The 22,482-nt window shown below is 55.0% G+C and carries 15 protein-coding genes; 10 read left to right on the top strand and 5 right to left on the bottom strand.

All coding sequences use genetic code 11. The features are described from left to right. The first annotated feature begins 487 nt into the window (after positions 1-487). The 8 genes from ACPTTC_RS10965 (at position 488) to ACPTTC_RS10930 (ending at position 16,253) form a co-directional block, all read left to right on the top strand. The gene (locus ACPTTC_RS10965; RefSeq protein WP_423392498.1) at positions 488-9,742 is read left to right on the top strand and encodes a hemagglutinin repeat-containing protein; all 9,255 of its coding nucleotides are present in this window, start codon (positions 488-490) and stop codon (positions 9,740-9,742) included. 5 nt (positions 9,743-9,747) lie between these two features. Then, positions 9,748-10,413 carry an immunity protein Imm33 domain-containing protein gene (locus ACPTTC_RS10960; protein WP_423392497.1) on the top strand — a complete coding sequence of 222 codons (666 nt, stop codon included), beginning with the start codon at positions 9,748-9,750 and terminating at the stop codon, positions 10,411-10,413. A 26-nt stretch (positions 10,414-10,439) separates the two neighbouring features. After that, positions 10,440-12,200, top strand: coding sequence for a ShlB/FhaC/HecB family hemolysin secretion/activation protein (locus ACPTTC_RS10955; protein ID WP_423392496.1), 1,761 nt, complete (start codon positions 10,440-10,442; stop codon positions 12,198-12,200). Positions 12,201-12,224: 24 nt separating this feature from the next. Beyond that, entirely contained in the window at positions 12,225-12,794 is a 570-nt protein-coding gene (locus ACPTTC_RS10950) for a hypothetical protein (RefSeq protein WP_423392495.1), read from the top strand. Between the two features lie 37 nt (positions 12,795-12,831). Next, positions 12,832-13,869, top strand: a complete 1,038-nt coding sequence (locus ACPTTC_RS10945; protein WP_423392494.1) for a DUF746 domain-containing protein — start codon at positions 12,832-12,834, stop codon at positions 13,867-13,869. A gap of 11 nt (positions 13,870-13,880) precedes the next feature. Then, the gene (locus ACPTTC_RS10940; RefSeq protein ID WP_423392493.1) at positions 13,881-14,078 is read left to right on the top strand and encodes a hypothetical protein; all 198 of its coding nucleotides are present in this window, start codon (positions 13,881-13,883) and stop codon (positions 14,076-14,078) included. A 1,068-nt stretch (positions 14,079-15,146) separates the two neighbouring features. Further along, entirely contained in the window at positions 15,147-15,581 is a 435-nt protein-coding gene (locus tag ACPTTC_RS10935) for a hypothetical protein (RefSeq protein ID WP_423392492.1), read from the top strand. 60 nt (positions 15,582-15,641) lie between these two features. Further along, positions 15,642-16,253, top strand: a complete 612-nt coding sequence (locus ACPTTC_RS10930; protein WP_423392491.1) for a hypothetical protein — start codon at positions 15,642-15,644, stop codon at positions 16,251-16,253. Between the two features lie 25 nt (positions 16,254-16,278). On the opposite strand, the gene ACPTTC_RS10925 is transcribed toward ACPTTC_RS10930, so the two are convergent. The 4 genes from ACPTTC_RS10925 to ACPTTC_RS10910 form a co-directional block, all read right to left on the bottom strand. Next, on the bottom strand, positions 16,279-16,578 hold the full coding sequence (locus tag ACPTTC_RS10925) for an H-NS family nucleoid-associated regulatory protein (RefSeq protein WP_423392490.1): 300 nt from the start codon (positions 16,576-16,578) through the stop codon (positions 16,279-16,281). A gap of 133 nt (positions 16,579-16,711) precedes the next feature. Next, positions 16,712-17,839, bottom strand: coding sequence for a hypothetical protein (locus tag ACPTTC_RS10920; RefSeq protein ID WP_423392489.1), 1,128 nt, complete (start codon positions 17,837-17,839; stop codon positions 16,712-16,714). 50 nt (positions 17,840-17,889) lie between these two features. After that, on the bottom strand, positions 17,890-18,090 hold the full coding sequence (locus tag ACPTTC_RS10915; RefSeq protein ID WP_423392488.1) for a hypothetical protein: 201 nt from the start codon (positions 18,088-18,090) through the stop codon (positions 17,890-17,892). 155 nt (positions 18,091-18,245) lie between these two features. Further along, positions 18,246-18,740: a hypothetical protein gene (locus ACPTTC_RS10910; protein ID WP_423392487.1), complete on the bottom strand. Its 495-nt coding sequence runs from the start codon at positions 18,738-18,740 to the stop codon at positions 18,246-18,248. A 175-nt stretch (positions 18,741-18,915) separates the two neighbouring features. Between ACPTTC_RS10910 and ACPTTC_RS10905 the strand changes: the two genes are divergently transcribed. Continuing rightward, a complete protein-coding gene (locus tag ACPTTC_RS10905) occupies positions 18,916-20,589 on the top strand; it encodes a P-loop ATPase, Sll1717 family (RefSeq protein WP_423392486.1) in 1,674 nt (557 codons plus the stop codon). Between the two features lie 77 nt (positions 20,590-20,666). Further along, positions 20,667-21,905: a hypothetical protein gene (locus tag ACPTTC_RS10900; protein WP_423392485.1), complete on the top strand. Its 1,239-nt coding sequence runs from the start codon at positions 20,667-20,669 to the stop codon at positions 21,903-21,905. A gap of 40 nt (positions 21,906-21,945) precedes the next feature. Here ACPTTC_RS10900 and ACPTTC_RS10895 read toward each other — a convergent pair whose 3' ends face one another. After that, complete coding sequence (locus tag ACPTTC_RS10895; protein WP_423392484.1) at positions 21,946-22,482, bottom strand: hypothetical protein; 537 nt, start codon at positions 22,480-22,482, stop codon at positions 21,946-21,948.

Raw genomic sequence — 22,482 nt, 5'->3', positions numbered from 1 at the left:
GGACGAGCCAATATCTCGAATTTCGCCGCGTCTGGCGAGCGAACCGTACAGCGCGCAGCACCCGCAGGCAGGCGACCTGCTTGGGCAGGGTGTTGCGATACGCTTTTCGATTCATGTGCGTATGAAGCCGCGAAGTAACCATCGGAGTATTGCGCATCTAAAATCTCGAATTGACATTCTAAAAATTAAATAAAAATGTCAATTTTCTTTTCTCAAAAATAATCAATCGTATTCCGGAGCGGAAAATCGTTCTTCGCCAGCCGATCTGATGATTCCTGACACTGTGGCCTGTTCGGCTTCTGGTACGATCGCGCACAAGGATCACGGGAACCGATTGTGTACGCGCTTTGACGTCAGAGCCGTGTATTGACCTTCACGAATCCTGCTCAGCCCCGGCCGTGGCCGTGCATAAACGACAATCGGTTCGGCCGGGTGTCGATTCCGATCAAAAAATTGAAGCAGCGACGCGACTTGCGTCGAACGAAGAATGAATAAAAACCGCTATCGGGTTGTGTATAGTCGCGCACGTGGCGCGATGATGGTCGTTCAGGAAAATGGCAACGCGCCTCGCACGGCCGGGAATTCGGGCGGCGCAAGTGGGCCATCGAGCTTGCCGGGGCTGCGTGTCGTGTGGCAACCGCTTGCGATGGCTGCTGCGCTTCTGTTCGGTGTGCCGTTATTCAGCTTCGCGCAGATCGCGCCAACGCCCGGTACAAGTACGCACGTAATCCAGACGCAGAACGGTTTACCGCAAGTGAATATTGCCGCTCCTTCGGGGGCTGGCGTCTCGGTGAATACGTACAACCAGTTCGATGTACAAAAACCCGGCGCGATTTTGAATAATTCACCGACGCTGGTGAATACGCAGCAAGCGGGATATATCAACGGCAACCCGAATTTCGGTGCAGGCCAGTCCGCGCGAATCATCGTCAACCAAGTCAACAGCGCGAATCCGTCGCAGTTGCGGGGCTACGTTGAAGTTGCAGGAAATCGTGCAGAAGTGATTTTGGCTAATCCGTCCGGCATCGTGGTAGATGGCGGCGGATTTATTAATACATCGCGGGCCACTTTGACAACCGGCGTACCGTACTACGGTGCGGACGGTTCGGTGAATGGGTTCAATGTATCACGCGGCTTGATTACTGTACAGGGCGCGGGCTTGAATGCATCGAACGTCGATCAGGTCGACCTGATTTCGCGTGCGGTACAGGCCAATGCCGCTATCTATGCCAAGAACCTGAACGTCATCGCAGGTGCGAACCAAGTCAATCACGACACGCTGGCGGCAACCCCGATCGCTGGCGACGGTGCAGCGCCTGCCGTCGCGATTGACGTGAGCCAGCTTGGCGGAATGTACGCAAACCGCGTGTTTCTCGTGAGCAACGAATTTGGAGTTGGGGTCGCGAACGCCGGGACGATCGCTGCACAAGCAGGCGATCTGACGCTGCAATCCAACGGCCAGCTTGTACTCACAGGCAAGACGACTGCGAGCGGTAATCTTACCGCAACCGCGAACAGTATTCAAAACACCGGCACGACGTACGCACAGCAAAACGTCAATGTATCGACGGGCGGCGCGTTGTCGAACAGCGGCACCCTCGCTGCGCAACAGAATACGACGGTCAATGCGGGGAGTATCAATTCGACCGGGACGCTCGGCGCTGGCGTAAATAACGACGGTTCTGTCGGGAAGAGTGGCGACCTGAATCTGTCGAGCACGGGACAACTGACGGCGACCGGGCAGAACGTCGCGGGCGGTAGCGCGTCGATTTCGGGCGGTGCCGTGAACCTTGCAGGCAGCCAGACTGCTGCGAACGGCAATCTGTCGTTGAACGCGAACGCGGGTGATCTAAACCTTTCGGGCGCGACGACGAGCGCGCAGGGCGCGGTCAATGCGAATGCAGCAGGTGCATTGATCAACGATCACGGTAGCCTGTCGAGCCAAGGCGGTACAACGCTTACCGCAGGCAGCATTTCGAACCAAGGCGGCAAGGTTTCGGCGCAAGGTCCGCTGAGCGTGCAGTCGAGCGGCGCAATTTCGAATCAGGGCGGCACGCTGGTTTCCGAAAATGCGATTCAGGTGCGTGGTGGCGCGATTGCGAATAACCAAGGCACGATGCAGAGTGCGGCCGGAATGAATATTTCCGGAAGCGCGCTGGACAACAGTGCCGGTCGCGTTACGTCATTGAATTCGGACGGCCTGTCGATCACGACGACAGGGCAATTGACGAACGCGGCTGGTACGACCGCACTTGGCGCACAAGGCGGCGTCATCGGCGGCAACGGCGGTGTGACGGTGCAATCCGGCAGCGTCGTGAACCACGGCACGGTCAGTGCACAAACGAACCTGCAAGTCGATTCGCAATCACTCGACAACGGCAGTGGTACGTTGTCGGCTGCGCAAAATGCAGTGATCAATGCTGGCGCGCAATTGACGAATAATTCCGGCAGCATCGCGGCCGGACAATCGGCAACGGTGAATGCAATATCGCTGAGCAACGACGCGGGTTCGATACAGGCCAACCAGTTGTCGTTCGGGGCGACGAATTTGTCGAACCACGGTGGCACGATTACGCAAACCGGGACCGGCGCAATGAATGTCGCTGTCTCGAACACGCTCGATAATTCGAGCAACGGCGTTATTCAGACGAACAGCACCGACCTGAACCTGACGCCTGCGACGCTGATCAACGATCACGGAAAAATTTCGCACGCAGGCAGCGGTACGTTGTCGATCACAACCGGTGCGATGTCGAACCAAGGCGGCACGATCGCGACCAATGGCGCGTTGAGCCTGAAGGCTGCTGCTGTATTGAATAGCGCCGGGACACTGGCCGCACAGCGACAGGCAGCGCTCGACGTTCAATCGCTCGATAACCATGCAGGTGGTTACGTTGGTGCCGATAGCATCACGCTGAAAGCACAAGGCGCGATCGATAACCGCGCAGGCACGCTCGAAGCGAACAACGGTGTTTCGGTCGCAGCCGACAGCCTTGCGAATGATGGAGGTTCGCTTAAAAATGTGGGTACGAGTGCGCTGTCCGTCAAGACGACCAATGCGTTGACGAATACGGCTGGCGGCACCATTGGCGGCAATGGAGACGTTTCGGTGTCTGCGGGCAGTGTCGATAATTCTGGTGGTTCGTTGCTTGCAGGCCGGTCGCTGGCAGCACAGTCGAACGGCCAAATTGTGAATGCCGCTGGTCTTGTTCAGGCGAACGGGAATCTGTCACTTCGTGCGCAAGGTGCCGTGACCAACAGCGCGGGCCAAATTGAAGCGAACGGCGCGACATCCACCCTCGACGTATCGGGTTCCAGCGTCGATAACAGCGATGGTCGAATCGCCAATATCGGCACCGGTGCGACGACGATCGACGGCGGCGCATCGATCACGAACACGAACGCGTCTGGTAAAGCGGGTGCGGGCACGATTGGCGGAAATGGCGATGTAACGCTGACCACGCAAGCACTCACCAATGCACAAGGCGGGCAGACGCTGGCGGGACACGACCTGACGTTGAATGTCGCGAGCAACGCGAACAATGCAGGCGGCGTGCTGTCGGCGGCGAACAACCTGACGCTGAACGGCGCGAACGCTGCCCTTTCCAATTCGAACGGATCGGTGCATGCAAACGGCGTGCTGTCGTTGACTGCTGCATCGATTGACGACACCTCCGGCAAGATCGGCAATGACACCGGTAGCGGCGGCAGCGTGTCGATTCAGACAGGCGCGTTGTCGAATCAAGGTGGTGCGATCGGTAGCGATCAAGACTTGACGTTGACGACCGGCACGCTGAATGGGGATGGTTCGATTGTCGCAGGCCGTAACGGCACGGTGACGCTTGGCAGCGACTACACGCAGACAGCGGCGAACAAGCTTCACGCAAACGGCAACCTGAATTTCACTACGTCGGGCAAGCTGACGAACCAAGGCGTAATGGATGCCAATGGCGCGCTCACGGTGAATGCGGCGAACGTCGACAACCAGAGCGGTGCGGATTTGAATTCCGCAAACACGACGGTCAACGCGAACGGCGGCACGATCGATAATGCAGGCCGCATCGAAGGCGATTCGGTCACGACCAACAGCGCGACGTTGAACAACACAGGGACCGTGATCGGCGCCAACGTGACGGCGAACGCGAATACGATCACGAACACCGGTGCTGCTGCTGTATTTGCTGCTGCCAATCAGTTGAATCTGTACGCGACGAATCAGTTGTCGAATACGGGTGGCGCGAACCTGTTCAGCGTCGGCGATATCAACATCGCGGCGAACGGTCAGCGCGACGCAAACGGCTTGTTGGCGAACCGTACGCAAAACGTGCTGAACGATCAATCGACGATTGAGGCACAGGGCAACGTTGAGCTTGCTGCTGGCACGTTTACCAATTCGCGTCCCGCGCCGACGGTCACGACCGAGACAACCAGTACGACGACCACGCACCAGACAAAGCGCGACAAATACATGGCGTGTGCGACGACCAACGCAGATTCGCATTCGTCGTGTACTCAGGCCGTGTGGGATTATGGCTACAAGACGCCGATCAATTCGACCTATAGTGCGTCGCAGGTCGTATCGCAGACGTCCGGACCCAACGCGACGGACAACGTGCTGGTCGTTACGGTGAACGGCGCGCAGCAGACGATTTACTACAACACCCTGACGAAGAATTCAGACGGCTCCATTACCGTCAACTATTGGGACGCGTATAACCCGAACATCAATTACCTCCCCAGCACCGAATACCCGACACGCAGCGACGCCCATAACGGCTATCAACGCGTCGAAGTCGCGCGCGATACCACGTCCACCATCCAACAGGACGTCGTAACGAGCCAAGCTAAGCAGGCGCAGCTCGTCGCGGGTGGCAATATCACGATGGCGAACGTCGGCACGATCAATAACGATTACAGCGCGATCACGGCTGGCAAGTCGATTCAAATCGGCAGCACGCAACAAGGCGGCTCTGTTGGCAGCGGCAGCTACGGCGGGACGATCGTGAACAACGTCGGCCAGACGCTGTACCAGTATCAAACCGACAATATCGTTTCGACGTATGCGTGGAACGAAGACACCTCGCGGGATCGCGGTACGATAGTTGAGCCGTCCGTCGTCTATACGCCGGTCGCGATCGGCGGCACGGGCGGGACCATCGTAGCGAACCAATCGGTGTCGATCACCGGCCAGAGCGTCAACAACCAGAACGTCGCTGCGCAGAATTCTGCGACCGGCGCGACGGGCGGCACGCTTGGCAGCAATTCGGCCAATCAGGGTGTGTCGGGTGGCAATCCTTCCAAGGTCGGCGCGGCCAACGGGACGACAACGGTCCCGGCTCTGCAATCGGTCGCGAGTGCGACAGGCGCTTTGTCGATTACGTTGCCGACAAGCGGGATGTATTCGATTCACGACGCACCCGGTCAGCCGTACCTGATCGTCACTGATCCGCGCCTGACGAGCTACACGAACTTCATTTCGAGTGACTACATGCTCGGTCAGTTGAACCTGAACCCCGCAAGCATTGAAAAGCGCTTGGGTGACGGGATGTATGAGCAGCAAATGGTGCGTAACCAGATTACGCAGTTGACCGGCCGTACGTTCCTACCGGGTTATGCAAGCGCCGAGGATGAGTATCGCGCCCTGATGACGAACGGCGCGAACTACGCGAAGGAATTCGGCCTGGTGCCGGGGATGGCGTTAACGGCTGCGCAGATGGATGCCTTGACGAGCGATATCGTGTGGCTCGTTGACCAGACCGTGACGCTGCCTGACGGCAGCACGACGCACGTGTTGGCCCCGGTCGTTTATATGGCGCAAACGCATGCGAACGATCTGCAACCGACTGGTGCGTTGATCGCGGCGGATGATGTCGAAATTCATACGGTCGGTAGCGCGACGAATTCCGGTGTCATCAAGGGTGGCTCGAAAACCGTCTTGACCGCAACGGATATTTTGAATCGCGGCGGCACGATTTCCAGCGACAGCAAAAACGGCACGACCGTCGTGTCGGCGAGCAATGATGTGGTGAATGCATCCGGGATGATTACGGGCAATCGTGTCGCTGTCAGCGCGGGTCGGGATATCGTTAATACGACGCTGGTCGATACGGTTGGTGTGAGCGGTGCATCAGGCGCGAGTAAGGTCAACCAAACGTTGCTCGGTCAGCAAGGCACCATTGCGGCAACGGGCGATTTGTCCGCGCAGGCGGGTCGCGACCTTACGCTTCATGGCGCGAATCTGTCGGCTGGCGGCGACGCGCTGGTGACGGCAGGTCGGGACATCAGCGTCGACACGGTTCAGTCCACGACGAACCAATCGATGTATCTGAACGATCAGCATCATTGGGAACAATCGGGCACCACGAACGTAACGAGCGGCATCACCGCAGGCGGCAGCTTGGGGATGCAAAGCGGTAACGATACGACGCTCAAGGGCGCGACCGTTTCCGCGGGTAAGGATTTGTCGGTGCTCGCTGGTGGGAATCTGACGGCAACGACGGTCACGGATACCGCAAAGCTCGATAACGTTGCTGCAGACAGCAAGACGCGTAAAGAAGTCGATCACAACTACGATGAGCACGCTGTTGGCACGGAATTCACGGCAGGTGGCAATGCGACGCTCGCGGCGGCAAGCGCCAACGCGACGAAAGGTAACGTGACGCTCACGGGTTCGTCCGTCACCGCTGGCATGACAAATGGCGTTGAGAATGGCGCCGGTGCGGCGAACATCGCGGCGACCGGTAACGTCACGATCAACGAAGCTCGCGAGGAACACGACGCGTATCAGTCGGTGCAGGTCAGTCGCGGTAGTTTCGTCAGCAGCACGAAAACCGATTCGATGCAGAACACGCGGGCGAATGTTGGTGTCGGTAGTACGGTTTCTGGCAATACCGTCAACATTCAATCGGGCCGCGATCTGACCGTCCAAGGCAGCACGGTGGTCGGCACGAACGATGTCAACCTTGCGGCGGCAAACAACGTCAATATCACGACGTCCAAGGATACGGTTTCGCAGGACAGCTACTATCACGAAACGCATTCGGGTATTGGCACAAGCGGCCTGAGCGTAAGTATCGGCACGCAGAAAAAGACCGATACGGATCATGCTTCGTCCGTCACGAACAACGCGAGCACGATTGGTTCGCTTAATGGCGATCTGACTATCAAGGCGGGCGATACGTTGCACGTGACGGGTAGCGATCTGATTGCTGGAAAGAATCTGACCGGCACGGCTGCGAACGTGGTGATCGATTCAGCAACCGATACGAGCAACAAGACGCATAGCGAAACGACCAGCAGCAGCGGCGTCACGCTCGGCCTGTCGGGCAGCATCGGCGATGCGATCAACGGTGCGTATCAGCAAGCGCAGGCGGCAAAGAGTGGTGCCGGCGACAGCCGTGCAACGGCCCTGCATGCGATCGCAGCGGCTGGCGATGCTGCGATGGGTGTGGCTGGGCTGACCGGCGGCGCACTGGCGGGCGGCGGTACGCCGAGCATCGGTGTTCAGATCAGTGTCGGATCGAGCCATAGCCGACTCGACACGTCGGAAAACCAGGCCATGCAGCGCGGATCGAGCGTGACGGCCGGAGGCACGACTTCGCTGATTGCGACGGGCAACGGCACCCCCGGTAGCGGCAATATCACGGTCGCCGGTTCAAACGTTTCCGGCAACGATGTGCTGTTGGCCGCGAAGAATCAGATTGACCTGCAGAACACGACGAACACCGATTCGACGCGCAGTTCGAATTCGTCGTCGAGCGCAAGCGTTGGCGTGTCGATCGGCACGAACGGTATCGGGGTGTCGGCCGCGATGTCGCGCGCGCACGGCGACGGCAATAGCGATGCCGTGATGCAGAACAATTCGCATGTGAGCGGCACGAACAGCGTGACGTTGGTCAGCGGCGGCGATACAAATATCGTCGGATCGGACGTATCGGGTCGCAGCGTCGCCGCGAATGTTGGCGGAAATCTGAACGTTGCGAGCGTGCAGGATACGACCGCCAGCAGCGCCAATCAAAGCAGTTCCGGCGGCGGGATCAGCGTTAGCACAATGGGCGGTAGCGCTAGTTTCAGTTCGCAGCACGGCAGCGCAAACGGCAACTATGCGGGCGTTGCCGAACAGGCCGGCATCAAGGCCGGTGACGGTGGTTTCGATGTGACGGTCAAGGGCAACACGAACCTGACCGGCGCAGTGATCGCCAGCACGGCCGACGCATCGAAGAACACGTTGACGACCGGCACGCTGTCGACCAGCGATATCGGGAACCATTCGAGCTACAGCGCGGACAGCAGCGGCTTTAGCGCGGGGGCCGGGGTTGGTGTTACGGGTAAAGCGATCGGCACGGGTTCGGTGAGCGGTTCAGGTGGCGTGACTCCGATGATTTCGCAATCGGACAGCGGCAGCGAGAACGCGACCACGCGTAGCGGCGTTAGCGCGGGCACGATCAATATCACGAATCCGGCAGGCCAAACGCAAGACTTGGCGAACCTGAATCGGGATACATCGAACCTGAACGGCACCGTTTCGAAGACGCCGGACGTGCAGAATCTGCTGGACAAGCAGTCTGACCTGATGAACGCCGGTCAGGCGGCGGGCCAAGTAGTCGCGCAAGGCATCGGCGCGTATTCGGATATGAAGCAGAAGCAAGCCCAAAGCGAAGCCGATGCGGCCAAGCTCGCGGGTGATACGACTGCACAGGCCGCTTATCAGGCCGAAGCCGATTCATGGGCTGAAGGTGGAACGAACCGCGTACTGATGCACACGGCCGGCGGCGCGTTCCTTGCCGGTATGGGGGGCGGCAACGCGTTTGCAGGGGCCGCAGGCGCTGGCCTGTCGTCAGCGGTCGCGGGCAAGTTGAACAGCCTTGCGGATGCGGTTGGCGACAGTACGGGTTCGCTGCTGGCGGGCAACGTCTTGTCGAACGTGCTGGCTGGTGCGGGCGGTTCGTTGATCGGCGGTACGTCGGGTGCGTTCACGGCATCAAATGCAGACTTGTACAACCGGAGCAATTGCAACACCGACGGCACGTGTAGCAAGGGAGCCGAGTTCTTGGACCGGCTCGGCGACGCCATCAGTAGTACGGTGAACGATCCGTGGGGGGCATTAAATCATGCATTGAATAGTCTGATTCCTTCGCCTGCCGGCCAAAAGCCTGACGCCGATGCAAGCCCGCTCGGTGACGTAAGCAACAACAACCGCACGCCGCCGACGGGGCATGCAGTGATTACAACCGGCGTGACCGTGTGTGGTCCGGGCGTGCTGTGTCCTACTGTCAACGTCGCAACGGTAGTCGCTCCCGGCACACCTATGCTTTCGAGCGGCGGTGGGGATAGCGATTCCAACGGATCGCAAACAGGTTCCGTCACTTCACCAAATGCCGCAATGCGCGACAATGCAAATGCGACCGGAACATATGTTGACCCACTGACGGGGAAGACCGTTCCTGCGGATGGCCCCTTGGCGGCCGATCACTTCGTTCCGCAAAAATGGATCAAAGAACAGCCGGGCTTTGACCAGCTAACTCCTGCGCAGCAAAGTGCTATTCTGAACGATCCTGTAAATACGAATGGTCTACCCACTACCTTCAACTCTTCAAAGGGGGCCAAAATGCCCGGAGATTGGACGACGTACAAGGGGCAACCATTGAATTCGGAATATATACAGAACAGTGCCCAACAGGCCGAGGTGGTTCGAAATTACATTACGAACCAAATCAAGACTATGCTTAATCCGCCAAGGTGATTGATATGATTTTTAAATCAAAAATTGACAGGGCAGTCAAGCATCCGAATTTTATTGTGTCGGCGAGCGGCGACTATGATCAAATTCTCCATTCGTTGTTTGAGCATCTTGAAAGTGAAATTCGATCTGGAAAGCGATTTGATGCTGGTCAAACAATTCAATTCGGATGGATGGTTCTGATGCTGAATGCCAATGGACAAGGCGACTTGGAGATATGGGAGCCCGATTTTAGTTCTATGCCGATAAATTGGGAATTTTCCTTGGATAAAGCACTGAGGGATATGTATCTACAGAGAGAACTGTGTGCGCAGGCCGGGTTGGCCCCGGAATTCCCATCGCTCTTACAAAGAGGCATCGTCTCCCCTGTCTTTGTTCCCAACACTGGATTCGTGATGAGTCGAGAGGCACAACAGGATGGAGATTCTGGTTGGTTCTTTTTGGGGCGCGAAGATCAGCGCGACAAGGGAAAATATTGCTCTTTGTTTGAGATTTCAATAACTGCGCCTTGGATTGTTCCATTTCTGGCCCTGCCGCCGGAGGTGATTGTGAAATGCGATTTGAGTTCGATTGAAATTAAAACAAAGAATGGAATTATTTCATCGAATAACAACGAAATTCTGCGAAAGCTATTGGATAAGTGGAATGTCAATGGGCGTGATGTGCTTCACTGATTTCTGCCAGCCAGAACTGAACGAAAATGAAAATCAAAAAGCGGCTTGCTGCGTTGCCGATTACCGCGTTGGTATCGCTCGGGGTTCACGCACAGCAGGTGCCAACGCCTGAAGATCGCGCTGCCGCTGCGCGTGCTAATGCCGAACAGGATCGGCAAGCGCAGCAGCAGCGCGACGCCGAGCAACGTAATTCGGCGTTGCAAGCGCCGTCTGTGCGTTCAACCGTCCCGCACGTTGAAACCTATCCGCCCCTGCCGAGTGAAACGCCATGCTTTCGTATCGAGCGCTTTACGCTCGACGTGCCGGACACGTTGTCCGCAGCAACACGCGTACAAGGTGCGTCGGCGTTGCCGCAGGACCGCTTCGCCTTCGCGCGCGAATGGCTCGCCCACTACGCCGGTCAGTGCGTCGGCAAGCAAGGCGTTGATACGATCGTCAAGGGGCTGTCGCGAGCGATCTTGGCGCGCGGCTACATCACAACGCGCGTCCTGCTGCCAGAACAAGATTTAGCGACGGGAACGTTGAAGCTCGCGTTGGTACCCGGCACGATCCGGCACATTCGCTTCGCCGACGAGAAATTGCGTGGCACATGGAAGACTGCATTTCCGACGCGCGATGGCGACCTGCTGAACCTGCGTGACCTCGAACAAGGTCTGGAGCAAATGAAGCGCGTCACCAGTCAGGACGTATCGATGCAAATTGTGCCGGCAGACGTGCCGGGCGAAAGCGATGTTGTACTGGACGTGAAGCGTGTCAAGCCGTGGACGGTCGTCGCGTCGATTGACAACTCTGGTACGCGCGCTACCGGTAAGCTGCAAGGCAATCTGTCCATCGGTATCGACAACCCGCTCGGCTTGAACGATATGTTCAACGTCGGCGTCAGCCAAGACCTCGAATTCGGTGACAAGCGCCTTGGTTCACACGGATGGAACGGCTTCTATTCGGTTCCGTGGGGCTATTGGACCGCAACGATTGCGGCGTACACGAACACCTACTATCAGCAGATTGCCGGTGTAAATCAGACGTTCGTAGCGAGCGGCAATTCAAAGACGATCGATTTCAAACTGGCACGCGTGCTTGCCCGCAGTCAGAACGACGTATTCGGCGGCTACGTCCGCTTGTCGCGGCGCTTCGGCCAGAGCTTCATCGAAGATACGGAAATTCCGCAGCAGCGCCGCAACAATACGTTCGTTGAATTCGGGTTGACCGATCGCCACTATTTCGGCGGCGCGCAGTTCGATGGCACGCTTGCGTACAGGCAAGGTGTCGGCACGTTTGGCGCACAGGATGATGTATTGGCAACGGACGGTGGTCCGACGTACCGCTACAAAATGGCCGTGCTGGATGCGAACCTGTCCGTGCCGTTCGCGATCGCGCAACAGCCGTTCCGCTACGTGACGACCTTTCACGGCCAATATACCGGCAACACGTTGTACTACATCGATGACCTGACGATCGGCAGCCGTTACACCGTGCGAGGTTTCGACGGCGAAACGATGCTGGCAGCGGCGCGTGGCTTCTACTGGCGTAACGAACTGCAGATACCCATCGGACAGACGGGGCAGGCGATTTATGCAGGACTCGATTACGGCCGCGTTTGGGGACCGCAGCCTGTCGCGCTGGTCGGTACGCAACTGGCCGGAGCAGTGATCGGCGTTAAAGGCAGTGTTGCAACGCGCTTCGGCGGTTACGGCTACGACCTGTTCGCCGGTACGCCGGTCTACAAGCCATCCGGATTCCCGACCGCACGCGTGACGGTTGGATTTCAGGTGACGGCGCAATTCTGAAATTATCGAAGACAGAATTCGGTGATGTTTAAAAATACGTTGACTGCCGTCGCACTCGGCACATTGTTGGCTGGCTGCGCGTCGCAGAACACGCACAGCGCTGCCTACGATCCTGCAACGGATGCGAGGATTCGCGTTTATTTTGGCGCATCCACACACTTCTTCTTCAACACAACCTGCGAACCGAAGAAAGGTGTACTCGGTTTCGGCGGCGGCGGAATGGCAGTGGCTAAACCACGCACGCTACATCTCGCCAACACGACGATCGGGATGCCCGTTCCAGAGGACGCGTATCGGTACTATGACGAGTATGTGATCAAAGCCAACGAGCCATTGACGATTTCGGTCGAATACGGTGGTGACTCGCTGCCTGATTTTAACGGCTTCGTTTTTAGAAGTCCGTTTCAGCACATTGCGCGTACTTTCGTTCCTCAGACTGGCAAAGATTACGAAGTGTTCGCAAGCAATGCATCGAATAGTATCCAACTCAACGTCCGGATACTATCTGTCGTAGGTGAGCACGTTCAGACGAAGCCGGTCAGCATCAAGGCCGCGCCAAAGTGCCAAGATGTCAGTCCCGACCCTGCCGGGTAAGTTTCGTTTTCCTATGACGAGTTCACGACAGCAATCGATGCAGGAAGATCGCGAGCTAACCGCTTTTTTGCGGCGGCATGTCGATGCGTTGCTGTCGCCGAATTCTGAGCCACGCCCGCCGTGCTTTCATTGCGGCTCAGCGCACGTCGGTATCCGTGGATACCGAAACTCCTTGAGCGGCCCCCGAATTCCGCGCTTCTTGTGCGGGGCGTGTAATCGCGAATTCACCCGGCTGCACGGTACGCCCCTGTATGGGCGTCACGCACAAAAGATGGAGGCGCTGATACCGCTTCTATCGCAACCGATCAGCCGTTCGGCCGTTGCGACGATGCTCAAAACGGAATCCATGAATATTGCGACGAGGGTCAAGGAGCTACGTTCGTGGTTGATCGAACTGGACCCAACCGGAAAATGGGAAGCACGCGTGAAGCTCGGCGGACTGCCGACAGCGATCATGCCTGCGCAATGGCATTTTGAAGAAGGCGGGGCGCTTGAGGACCTTGAACTCACACGACGGCTGACGGAAGAGTTCGATGAGATTCATTCGCAAAGTGGACGAGCGCCAGCCTGTCGGTACTGCACCAGTATGCGAACGTATGAACTGAACAGACTGCCATCACATCCGTTTCCGATGTTTCGCTGTTCCGCGTGTCGCAAGATGTTCAATCGGCGAACCGGTACACCATTCACGTTGGTTCGCGTGAAGAGCCTGCCACGTATGCGTGGTCTGATCCGCTACCTATCCTTGCCGTTGCCGTACAGCCAACTGTCGGAAGTATTCGCGGTAATGGAAGAGCAGATTATGGCTTGGCGTGACATTTTTGAGCAGGTGGCGGACCGGCTTGAACCGGACGGTAGCTTGAGCGCGCGAATCAAGATCGGCGTAACGCCGGGTCCCAAGGCGCCGTGCTTGTTTTGTGGACGCATTGGCACCGCGAAACGATTCGACCAACACGTCTGGAATTGCACAGGGTGTGGCAGGCTTTTTTCGATGCGCCGAGTAGTGGTCGAACGAAACGGACGACTCGAAATCCTAAACGTGCACCCGGACGATGCGCCGGACAAGACGCTGTAGGCGGACTAACAATGCAGAAATTGAGTAGCGGGATTGGTGACCTGAAAAAGCTCACCTTCATACGTTCCAGCAGCGACATGACGGAACAACCAGCCGCGCCACGAATCCAGCGCTCGAAAGTCAGGTGGCTGGTCGTCGCGATGCTGCTGACATGGGGCATGCTTCACGTCACGTTGTCGGAAATCCTTGCGACACGGCCGCTTCATTGACGAGGTACATATGCGACTGCGAAAAATTGTTGGTGCTGTAGCACTGGCGGCGCTATCGCTGCTTGGTGGCTGTGGAATCTTCGGATGCGGCGGCGCGGCGAGCAATGGTGGTGGGTTCGGTGGTTGTCACGCTGGTACCCGATTTTGACAGTTATTGAATCAATACGTGCCATGTCCACAACTAGTTCTACAGCATCGGCCACGCGCCGATACACGACGATTCGTGTGATTGCATACCATGGCATCCTGCAAAATTTCACGAGTATCCTGCAGTTTTTCTCAATTGGGATGTTTATCTTTAACGATAAGTCATCAAGCATTCGCATATCTTGGTCGTGGCAACTTTGGACTATTCAGGGTATTTCGCTTGCGGTAGTGATCATAGGAGTGGTCGCCAACGTCGCACTTGCATTCCATCGGCGATGGGGGCGCACGCTCGACGTGGCAATTTGGTGCATAGGAAGCCTGTCGACGCTCGTACTTTCCACATGGGTTAGTGTTGTTGTTTCGTTACCCCTTGCAGCGATTATTTTTCCATTGATGTACAACAGGCTCAGCACGGAGTACTTGTCACATCTGTACATCGCGAATAGGCCCACTGCACGGGTATCGGCATCCTTTGGTCTACTCGCAGCATCATCGGCTTTGCATTATTGGGCTATATCATACTCGATGGCAAGAACCGGATTTTTTGCGTACGTGATGTCGAATGGTCGTCCTATGAGTTTGCTTATCGCGGCAGCAGTCACCTTGGTCTTGGGCGTGGCTATTGCTCCGCGAGGGTCGCGTATGTGGAGTTGCGGCATGTCGCTGATGACATCTGCTGTTGCAATATCGGTTTCGCTAGTGACCTACGTACCGTTCGGAACATCACTTGTTCGCTACATGCCACGGGAGTTCCAACGCATTGATGTTCCATGGCAACCCTTGGTTCCCTACGCGATCTTGATTACTTGTGTTGCATTAGTCTTGCTTCGAATCACAAAACGGCCAAAGCTTGACAAAACGCGGTGGTCGATTCCCGATCTTCGATGAAATCGATTTGCAACTGAAATGATACGAAATCAAATGCGACGCCTGACAAGACTCACAAAAGTGCAGTTGCTGCCGCTGCAGACGGATATTGTGAAGTCGCTATCACTCGAAAATCATTTGGCGCTTGCTGCGGTGCGCAGCGGACAGGGCGGCAGCGATCAAATCAGTTGTCTGTTGCGAGTGACGTACCTTGCCTTTTTCATGCGTGACGCCACGCGGATTGGTACTGATCCTGAACCGTTCAGGCAGGCCGAAGCCGTACTCGATCAATGTATTTCGCGGGCAGAACGAGGTGAGCCGTGGGCGATCAAGGGCGATGAGCATGAGACGATTGAACGCGTGCTTGTGCTGCATGATGAACAACTTGCCGCGATTCCGAATTACCGATACGTCGAGGCGTGGGAACGGCTGCAGCGTTACATGATCGGCGGATTTCGATCGCCAATTTCGAAGGCACCATTGCTCTGAGGTTACAGATATGCGCACGGCTCACTGCCGCAGGTACTCAATTTTTCGGCGCGCCAGCACATGAGCTTCGAGGTCCGTGCTTACTTAGGTACTCGCCAACTCGGCCTTGATCAACGTGTCCTGCAAAGACTTGCGGCGCATGGATACAAGATTGAGTTGCCGCCCAACCGCAGTTTGCGTTCCACTTCCGCCGATGAATCGCTTTGCTTGGCGGTTCTGGAAATACCTTCTGATCTTCCGAGAATCGAGCACGGAACGGTTTTTCTTGCTGAGTTCGGTTATGGATTTTTTCGTCGCACGTCCGATGGTCTTGCGCTTGCACCGCGCGGTGTACGGAAGTTTGAACACGTTGCGTATTCGCGTACCAGTGCCGGTACACCGAGCGGTGCACGTCATATTCAGCATCTGATCGTGGCGGCCTTGGCAGCGGAGTCAAACGGCTGGTGCATTGCAGATGGTGATGAGGCGGCAGTATCTGGTGCCGTGGAGTTTGACAAAGTCTGTGCCGGAATTCGAGCCGCCGGGAGTGAACTAGATTGCTACGCGCCACGCTTCAAAGGTTGGCAGGCTGACGGACAACCGGCGGACGTAACAGACATTATTTGCCCGCCGGAAGTGCCAGCATTTCATGTTCGGAAGCCCAAAAAGAAGTGGTGGCACTTTTGGGTATAGTTCCGTACGCCTGCACGGAATTTGCTCAATCCGATTCGATCAAGAAACGCTCGCGCTTCTTGCCCGCGATCCAAGCTGGCGGTTTACCGCGTCCGCTCCACGTCGCGCCGGTCTTGGGGTCACGATATTTCGGCGGCACGGGGGCCTTCGCAGCCTTGCCGCGCGACGCGCGTTGACGGCCGAAAATATCTTCGGCTGTCAGTCCGTATTGCTGGACGACATCGCGGACCTGTTCAATGACGGCTTGTAGCTCTGCAATTCGTGCTGCTTCCGTCTCTTGCTGCAACGCTTCGAGTTGTGCCTTCAGTTCGGTGTATGTCGCCATAATGTTCTCCAGTGATCGGTGATTGCAGCGTTGCACAATGACGCAATGTCTCGCAAATTGTTCGGTTGCTGCGAGTTACGTTCCATCGCGAATTTGCTTGAACGCAAAAGATGTGCGCTCAGGCTACGGCTGATCACCATGTTGTTCGCTCTGTCTCGCCGTTCCATAATGTGCCGTGCAGGAATGTGTCTCGCTCCTGCGGCGTCGTCAGCGGATGACGTGCGTATTGCGTGTGAGCCATCAAATGTAATTCTTCGGCCCATTGGCGCTTTTTCTCGTCGGTATCGAGGCGATCACCGTCCAACGCTTTCTGATCGAATATGGCGGGAAGCTCGGGCGGCGGCGCGCTCGGCGTACGCAGACGGGAGCGGATGTTGCCAGACCCGATTTCGACAATCAGGCCAGTGAGGTCGTGCGTCAGAAGCTTCTGCAAAACGGTCAGCTTGCGTTTCGCAGCAAAGTCATTCATCTTCACCTGTACATTGAAGGCCGGTTGAAAGTGACGAATCAATCCCGCTTCGGCTAATGAAACGATCGCATGACGGTTGAGCCTAGCTTTGTGCATTCGCTCCATGTGGTGATGTTCCTCTTCCCGCGTTGCCATCGGTTCCACGGTCATGTCGCCGCCAGTGCTTGCGATGATACGTTGATGCTCGAAGCGATACAACAGGAGCAAAATTTCCTGCTCCGGATAGAAGGTAGTAGCTTCGGCGAGTATGCGCTGCAACGTTGAGTGGTTCAGCAGTCGATCAATCGCAGTTCGGTTGCCTGTTCGCCCAATGCCTTGCCCGATATACAGCACGTCAAGGTCTCGGTCCAAGGCATCTAGCTCGGCGCGTGCTGACGCGACGATGACGTACGCAGCAAGCGGAAGTTGACCAGCCGAAGTGGTGATTACAAGATGGGTCCCGGACAAGGCAACGGCAACATCTTCGATGACCGTATCGGCACCGATCCTCTCGGTTTCGACGTCATATTCGAACGGAATATACGCCATCCCGCCGACACGTTGAACAAGGAAGTTGCCAGACAGGGTGTTCCCATCAAGCGAGAAATCGGCCGGATCAATCAGGATACGTCGACGGCTAGCAATCAAATAAATATTGCAGTTCGTTACCGCTTCGCGAAGTACCGCATTGTCACGAACTCGATACAAGTCTGCTGGCGTGAGGACTGTCGGCAGACTGGAGTACAGATGGACTGCACCTTCGGCTCCATATCGGCGTTGAGTAGGCTTCGATGCTTTCTTGGGATTATTCATCGATGATTTCCAACAGTTGCTGATATTTGGTCGTAGCCGGTGTGTTTGGTTCACGCGGCTGAATCGTCATACAGTGCTTCAACGATGTCGACAACCGCGAGTGCTTCCCGCAAATATTCCTCGCAGATGGCGACGTAGAGTGTTGTTCCCGGCGTGAGGAAGTCAGGGTTGAGTGCGTGGCGCGCTGCGCGTCGCGCGTCGACGATCTTCTTAACCTTTTCGGTGTGGCGCAGGGGGCATCTGATATCCATAGATGCGTGACATGGATATCGGCCTCGTCCGCCAAATCTTTAACGCTTAGTTCTGACGCAATAGAGGCTGTGGAAATGGCGAACTCGATGGTGCGGTCGCAGCGCTGCCCGCAAGCTGAGCGAATTCATGTGCGACTGATCAATAGATGGTCAGATTATGACTTGGAGTGATCCGAAACCTGTCTTGACACGTCCGCCTCTCGCTTGGGGTCAGGGGCGGGCGGAGGGGCGAGAAAATGAAATGCGCGATGCGAATCTTGAAAGCGACTCGGCTGGACATCGACGCGCATGGCTTGCATGACCGCGCTCAGGAGCGCATCGTGACGGGCGTCGCTCCGTTCCGTATTCCGGTAAGAAATTTCCTTCTGAAATGCATGGACGGCGTCCAACACGTTGGGTGACGCTACGAGCGCCAGCGCATTCACGGCATCAGCGTAACGTTCCTGTGCGGCCGCAGTGGAGCGTCCCGAAATGATATTCGATAGGGCTGTGACGTACTCTTGGTAGTGTTCGACCTTGGTTTGACGCCAGTCTGATTCGTGCTCTCGTCGTTGAGCAAGTGCTGACGTTACGATGACGCCAACAAGGGCAAATAGGCCGGATGCGAGTGCGCCAAGAATGGCGGGCAATGCCGCTGAGTTGACATGCATATAATTCTCCTGTCGCCCGGAAGGGCGATCTGTTTGAATGCCTATTTTGCCTGATAGGAAGATTTGGAAGATAGGTGGTTCAGGGAAGGTATCAAGTCGATGCTTAGATTTGCCACTTGCGCAAAAAAAACCTGTTACGATTGCTCTCCACAAGTAAATTCTTCTTGGGGGCGGTATGAAGTACGTGTTTCGTAGAAACAGTTCGGTCGGTGCTATGGACGCGGAATCCGATGAGCAATTTTTGCGTGACTGCTTCCTTGATACTGGCGACTTGGAGTCTCTTGTGAACTCTGACGATCCCAAGCGTATCGTGGTCGGTCGGGTGGGAGCGGGAAAAAGTGCGCTCCTTACTCGACTTCTCGATACTCAATCGAACGCATTTGAGATTCGTGCGGAGACACTTTCGCTCAGCTATGTAGCGAACTCGGATATTATTCAATTTTTCGAGTCTGCTGGTGTAAAGCTCGATCTTTTCTATCAATTGCTTTGGAAGCACGTATTTGTGGTTGAGTTGCTTCGCAAGCGATATAAAATTTCTCAGGGTGATCCGTGGAGCTTTTTGGATCAATTGCGCGATATATTTCAGCGGGATCAGGCAAAAAGGCGGGCTGTAGAATATCTCCGACAATGGAATGACCAGTTTTGGCAAGATACTGAGACGCGCGTCAAAGAGTTTACAACAAAATTAGAGTCAAAATTGTCTGGAACAATCGATGCCAAGACGCATGGCATAGCATTGAATGCGTCTGCGGCAAAGAGCCTTACCGACGAAGTGAAGGCTGAAGTGCTGCACAAGGCGCAGTCTGTCGTAAATGAAAATCAGGTGCGAGAACTTGGTGAGATAATTACTCTTCTTGCGGACGAGATATTTACGGACCCTCAGAATAGATTTTATGTTGTTATTGATCGTCTTGATGAATCGTGGGTTGATGATCGGATTCGATATAAGTTAATTCGCGCCTTGATCGAGACAATTCGGGCATTCCAGCGCGTTAGATCGGTCAAGGTGATTGTGGCAATCCGCGAGGATCTGCTGCGAACTGTATTTGAAGCCACTCGGGATGCCGGATTTCAAGAGGAAAAATTTGAGAGCTTGATTTTGCGCTTGCGTTGGAGTAAGGCGCAACTAAAGCAATTGCTTGATCTTCGAATCGATAAATTAATTCGTGAACCGTACACGCAACGAAAAGTATTCTTTGATGATGTTTTTCGCGGCGCTGTGCGTGGGGAGTCGGCAATTGATTACTTGGTTAGTCGTACCTTGTTTCGGCCGCGTGATGCTATAGCTTTTGTCAATTGCTGTATTGAGCTTTGTGAGGGAAAGGAATACGTTCCGCCCTCGATCGTACAAGATGCGGAAAGAAAATACTCAATCGGACGCATGCGTTCGCTTCGAGATGAATGGAGTGGGCATTTCTCATCATTGAATGCTTGTGCTGAGCTTATCAGGGGGAGGCAATCTCACTTCAAGTATTCGGAGGTTACCGAGCAAGACCTTGCAGACTGTGTGCAGGAGCACTGGACGGAAATTCAGGAAAGTGATCCGTTGAAGATCGCTGCGAATGAGTATATGCAAAACCGCCGTAGTGCAAATTCATGCATCATCCAAATTCTGAAGGTTCTGTATACGGCATCTATTATCGGTATCAAGCCTGAGGCGACGGAGAGGGTGAGCTGGTCGCATCTGGATGATCGTGGAATATCAGAGGGACAGTACAAGAAGAGTTCGGCCATATACGTCCATCCTATGCTTTGGCGGGCGCTAGACGTAATTCCGCCGTTGCGTGCGGATCGACGGCGGCGCGCAGGAGATGAACGCCAAAAGGATGAGGTCAAGAGGAAGAATTAATCTACTTCGAATGGTAAATTATCTTATTATAATTTGTTCCGTCACATGCTTGTTGCAATCATTGAATAAAAAATAAAATGATTTCGTCCTCAATCACTAGTGTTGCTGAAATTATAAAAGGCGTATCTACCGCACTAGGTATCATAGGCGGATTGCTCGGTGCATACACCTTTATCGATACTTATGTGCTGAGGTTCAAGCCAAAATTTGTTACCGGGGATCGTGTGTACCTTGTTTATGCAAATAACAAGGCTGACTACACATATCTATCTTCTCTTGTTATTCAGTTTGAAGTATTCAACCACAGAAATAGGCTTGGCCGCATAGAGGATGTATTTGTGAGGATTTATGATTCTCGTCAACTGGAAGCATCTGTATTGGATTTGTTTCCAATCGCAAGCTTGGCAGAAATGCCTATAAGCAGAGAGGATGTGGTTTCGGCGAAGCGGTTGCCCCCGGCGACTTTGGCAATTCCAAATCGATCTTCCAAGACTTTGATTTTGGAGATGGCTCAAGAGAAGTTTTCCCATGGGGCGATGAGTTCCACTGCGCATTTGAAACTTGAGGCGCTCTACAAGAATCCAGCGGGGAGGTGGAAGAGATTTGCGCGCTTCTCTCTTCATGCGGAGTATGGGGAAAATTCTACGCATGGAGAGTTTTCCGTGCACAATTTCTCGCTGACAGATCGATTCTCAGAGCGAGAGAAATTGAAGCGGCGGCGTATTAGGTTGGAAGTTAACTCTTATAAAGGAATCACTGGACTCTATCTTTCCCGGTGGATTGGAAGGCCGTATTGGTTTGTAAAGTCGAAGGCGATGGCACTGCCAAAGGGTATCGGTTATTTGGTATTTTTGGGAATCGCCGCGAGAAATCGTTTGATTTCTGAGTGTGTAGAGTGGCCGATTGCGAGGGGGAAGGCATCAGAAAAACACCCATTCAAGATGACCTTTGGTAATGCTGTTCATGCCAGAGAAACTACGTCGTTTATCTCAGGTGTGAAAGTGCAGCTGAGGCGGAAAATTGATGAGTTGAACGGTCGCGATTCATCGTCTGATAAAATAACAATAACCGATTCTGATCGAGAAATTCTAGTCAAAAAAGGTGGTGTGCAGATTAAGGTTTACGTCGGAGGAGACGGATTTATTGGTGTTATTCAGTCTCCGCTGAATTCTGCGCGTGGTGAGATGGTATTTACGGTAAAAATAAAGCAATTTCCGCTTGGGAGATTCGTTTGGAGTCTTAGTGGAAAGCCAGTCTTTGCATCGACTGTCGCCACGAGAGTTCTAGACTATCTTCTGTTGATCACGTCACGATAAACTTTCATGTGAATCATGATGTTCGAGATAATTTTGACCATCATGGGCCGACATGCACGACTGCCGATGCGGACACGAAATCCGTATCGGGTTTGCCGTGCTCGTCAAGTGTGCCGTTGTGGGCTTCCATATCGGCCGTCAGCACAACGGTACCACCGACTTTCAGCACAATGGTGCGCATGTCGTCCATTTCGGCATTGGGGGAAAATTCATACTCACCGCCGGTGTCTGCCAACAGGTCTATATCGGGGACTACGGCATCCTGCTTTCCGGGTGCGACGATCGTATTAGCCTTGGCATCATCGGAAACTCTCTGTACGTGAAGTACAAACGAATCACCGTCCTTCTTGACCAGACGGAAGGCCACACTGCGCGGATTCTTCGATTTTACGTGCACAACCAGCAAGCGCAGATCGTCTTGGTAGGGAAGCACCTGTGTTTCGATGGACAGATTGCTTTGCCAGTTGGTAGCCCCGGCGAGGTCGAATTGATAATACGCCCACACGCCGCCGCCTAAGATCGCGAGGCACGACAACACCTTCAGGGCAAGGTCCGCTATATCAAGTGCTCTTTTCAT

Source organism: Burkholderia mycopellens (assembly GCF_964265025.1).
In the GTDB taxonomy this organism is placed as follows: Bacteria; Pseudomonadota; Gammaproteobacteria; order Burkholderiales; family Burkholderiaceae; genus Burkholderia.
This window is presented reverse-complemented; position numbering and strand designations above follow the sequence as displayed.

Bases quoted from the DNA above. Each gene is read 5' to 3' on its own strand.
- ACPTTC_RS10965 (WP_423392498.1), top strand. From the start codon at position 488: ATGAATAAAAACCGCTATCGGGTTGTGTATAGTCGCGCACGTGGCGCG.
- ACPTTC_RS10960 (WP_423392497.1), top strand. From the start codon at position 9,748: ATGATTTTTAAATCAAAAATTGACAGGGCAGTCAAGCATCCGAATTTT.
- ACPTTC_RS10955 (WP_423392496.1), top strand. From the start codon at position 10,440: ATGAAAATCAAAAAGCGGCTTGCTGCGTTGCCGATTACCGCGTTGGTA.
- ACPTTC_RS10950 (WP_423392495.1), top strand. From the start codon at position 12,225: ATGTTTAAAAATACGTTGACTGCCGTCGCACTCGGCACATTGTTGGCT.
- ACPTTC_RS10945 (WP_423392494.1), top strand. From the start codon at position 12,832: ATGCAGGAAGATCGCGAGCTAACCGCTTTTTTGCGGCGGCATGTCGAT.
- ACPTTC_RS10940 (WP_423392493.1), top strand. From the start codon at position 13,881: ATGCAGAAATTGAGTAGCGGGATTGGTGACCTGAAAAAGCTCACCTTC.
- ACPTTC_RS10935 (WP_423392492.1), top strand. From the start codon at position 15,147: ATGCGACGCCTGACAAGACTCACAAAAGTGCAGTTGCTGCCGCTGCAG.
- ACPTTC_RS10930 (WP_423392491.1), top strand. From the start codon at position 15,642: ATGAGCTTCGAGGTCCGTGCTTACTTAGGTACTCGCCAACTCGGCCTT.
- ACPTTC_RS10925 (WP_423392490.1), bottom strand. From the start codon at position 16,578: ATGGCGACATACACCGAACTGAAGGCACAACTCGAAGCGTTGCAGCAA.
- ACPTTC_RS10920 (WP_423392489.1), bottom strand. From the start codon at position 17,839: ATGAATAATCCCAAGAAAGCATCGAAGCCTACTCAACGCCGATATGGA.
- ACPTTC_RS10915 (WP_423392488.1), bottom strand. From the start codon at position 18,090: ATGGATATCAGATGCCCCCTGCGCCACACCGAAAAGGTTAAGAAGATC.
- ACPTTC_RS10910 (WP_423392487.1), bottom strand. From the start codon at position 18,740: ATGCATGTCAACTCAGCGGCATTGCCCGCCATTCTTGGCGCACTCGCA.
- ACPTTC_RS10905 (WP_423392486.1), top strand. From the start codon at position 18,916: ATGAAGTACGTGTTTCGTAGAAACAGTTCGGTCGGTGCTATGGACGCG.
- ACPTTC_RS10900 (WP_423392485.1), top strand. From the start codon at position 20,667: ATGATTTCGTCCTCAATCACTAGTGTTGCTGAAATTATAAAAGGCGTA.
- ACPTTC_RS10895 (WP_423392484.1), bottom strand. From the start codon at position 22,482: ATGAAAAGAGCACTTGATATAGCGGACCTTGCCCTGAAGGTGTTGTCG.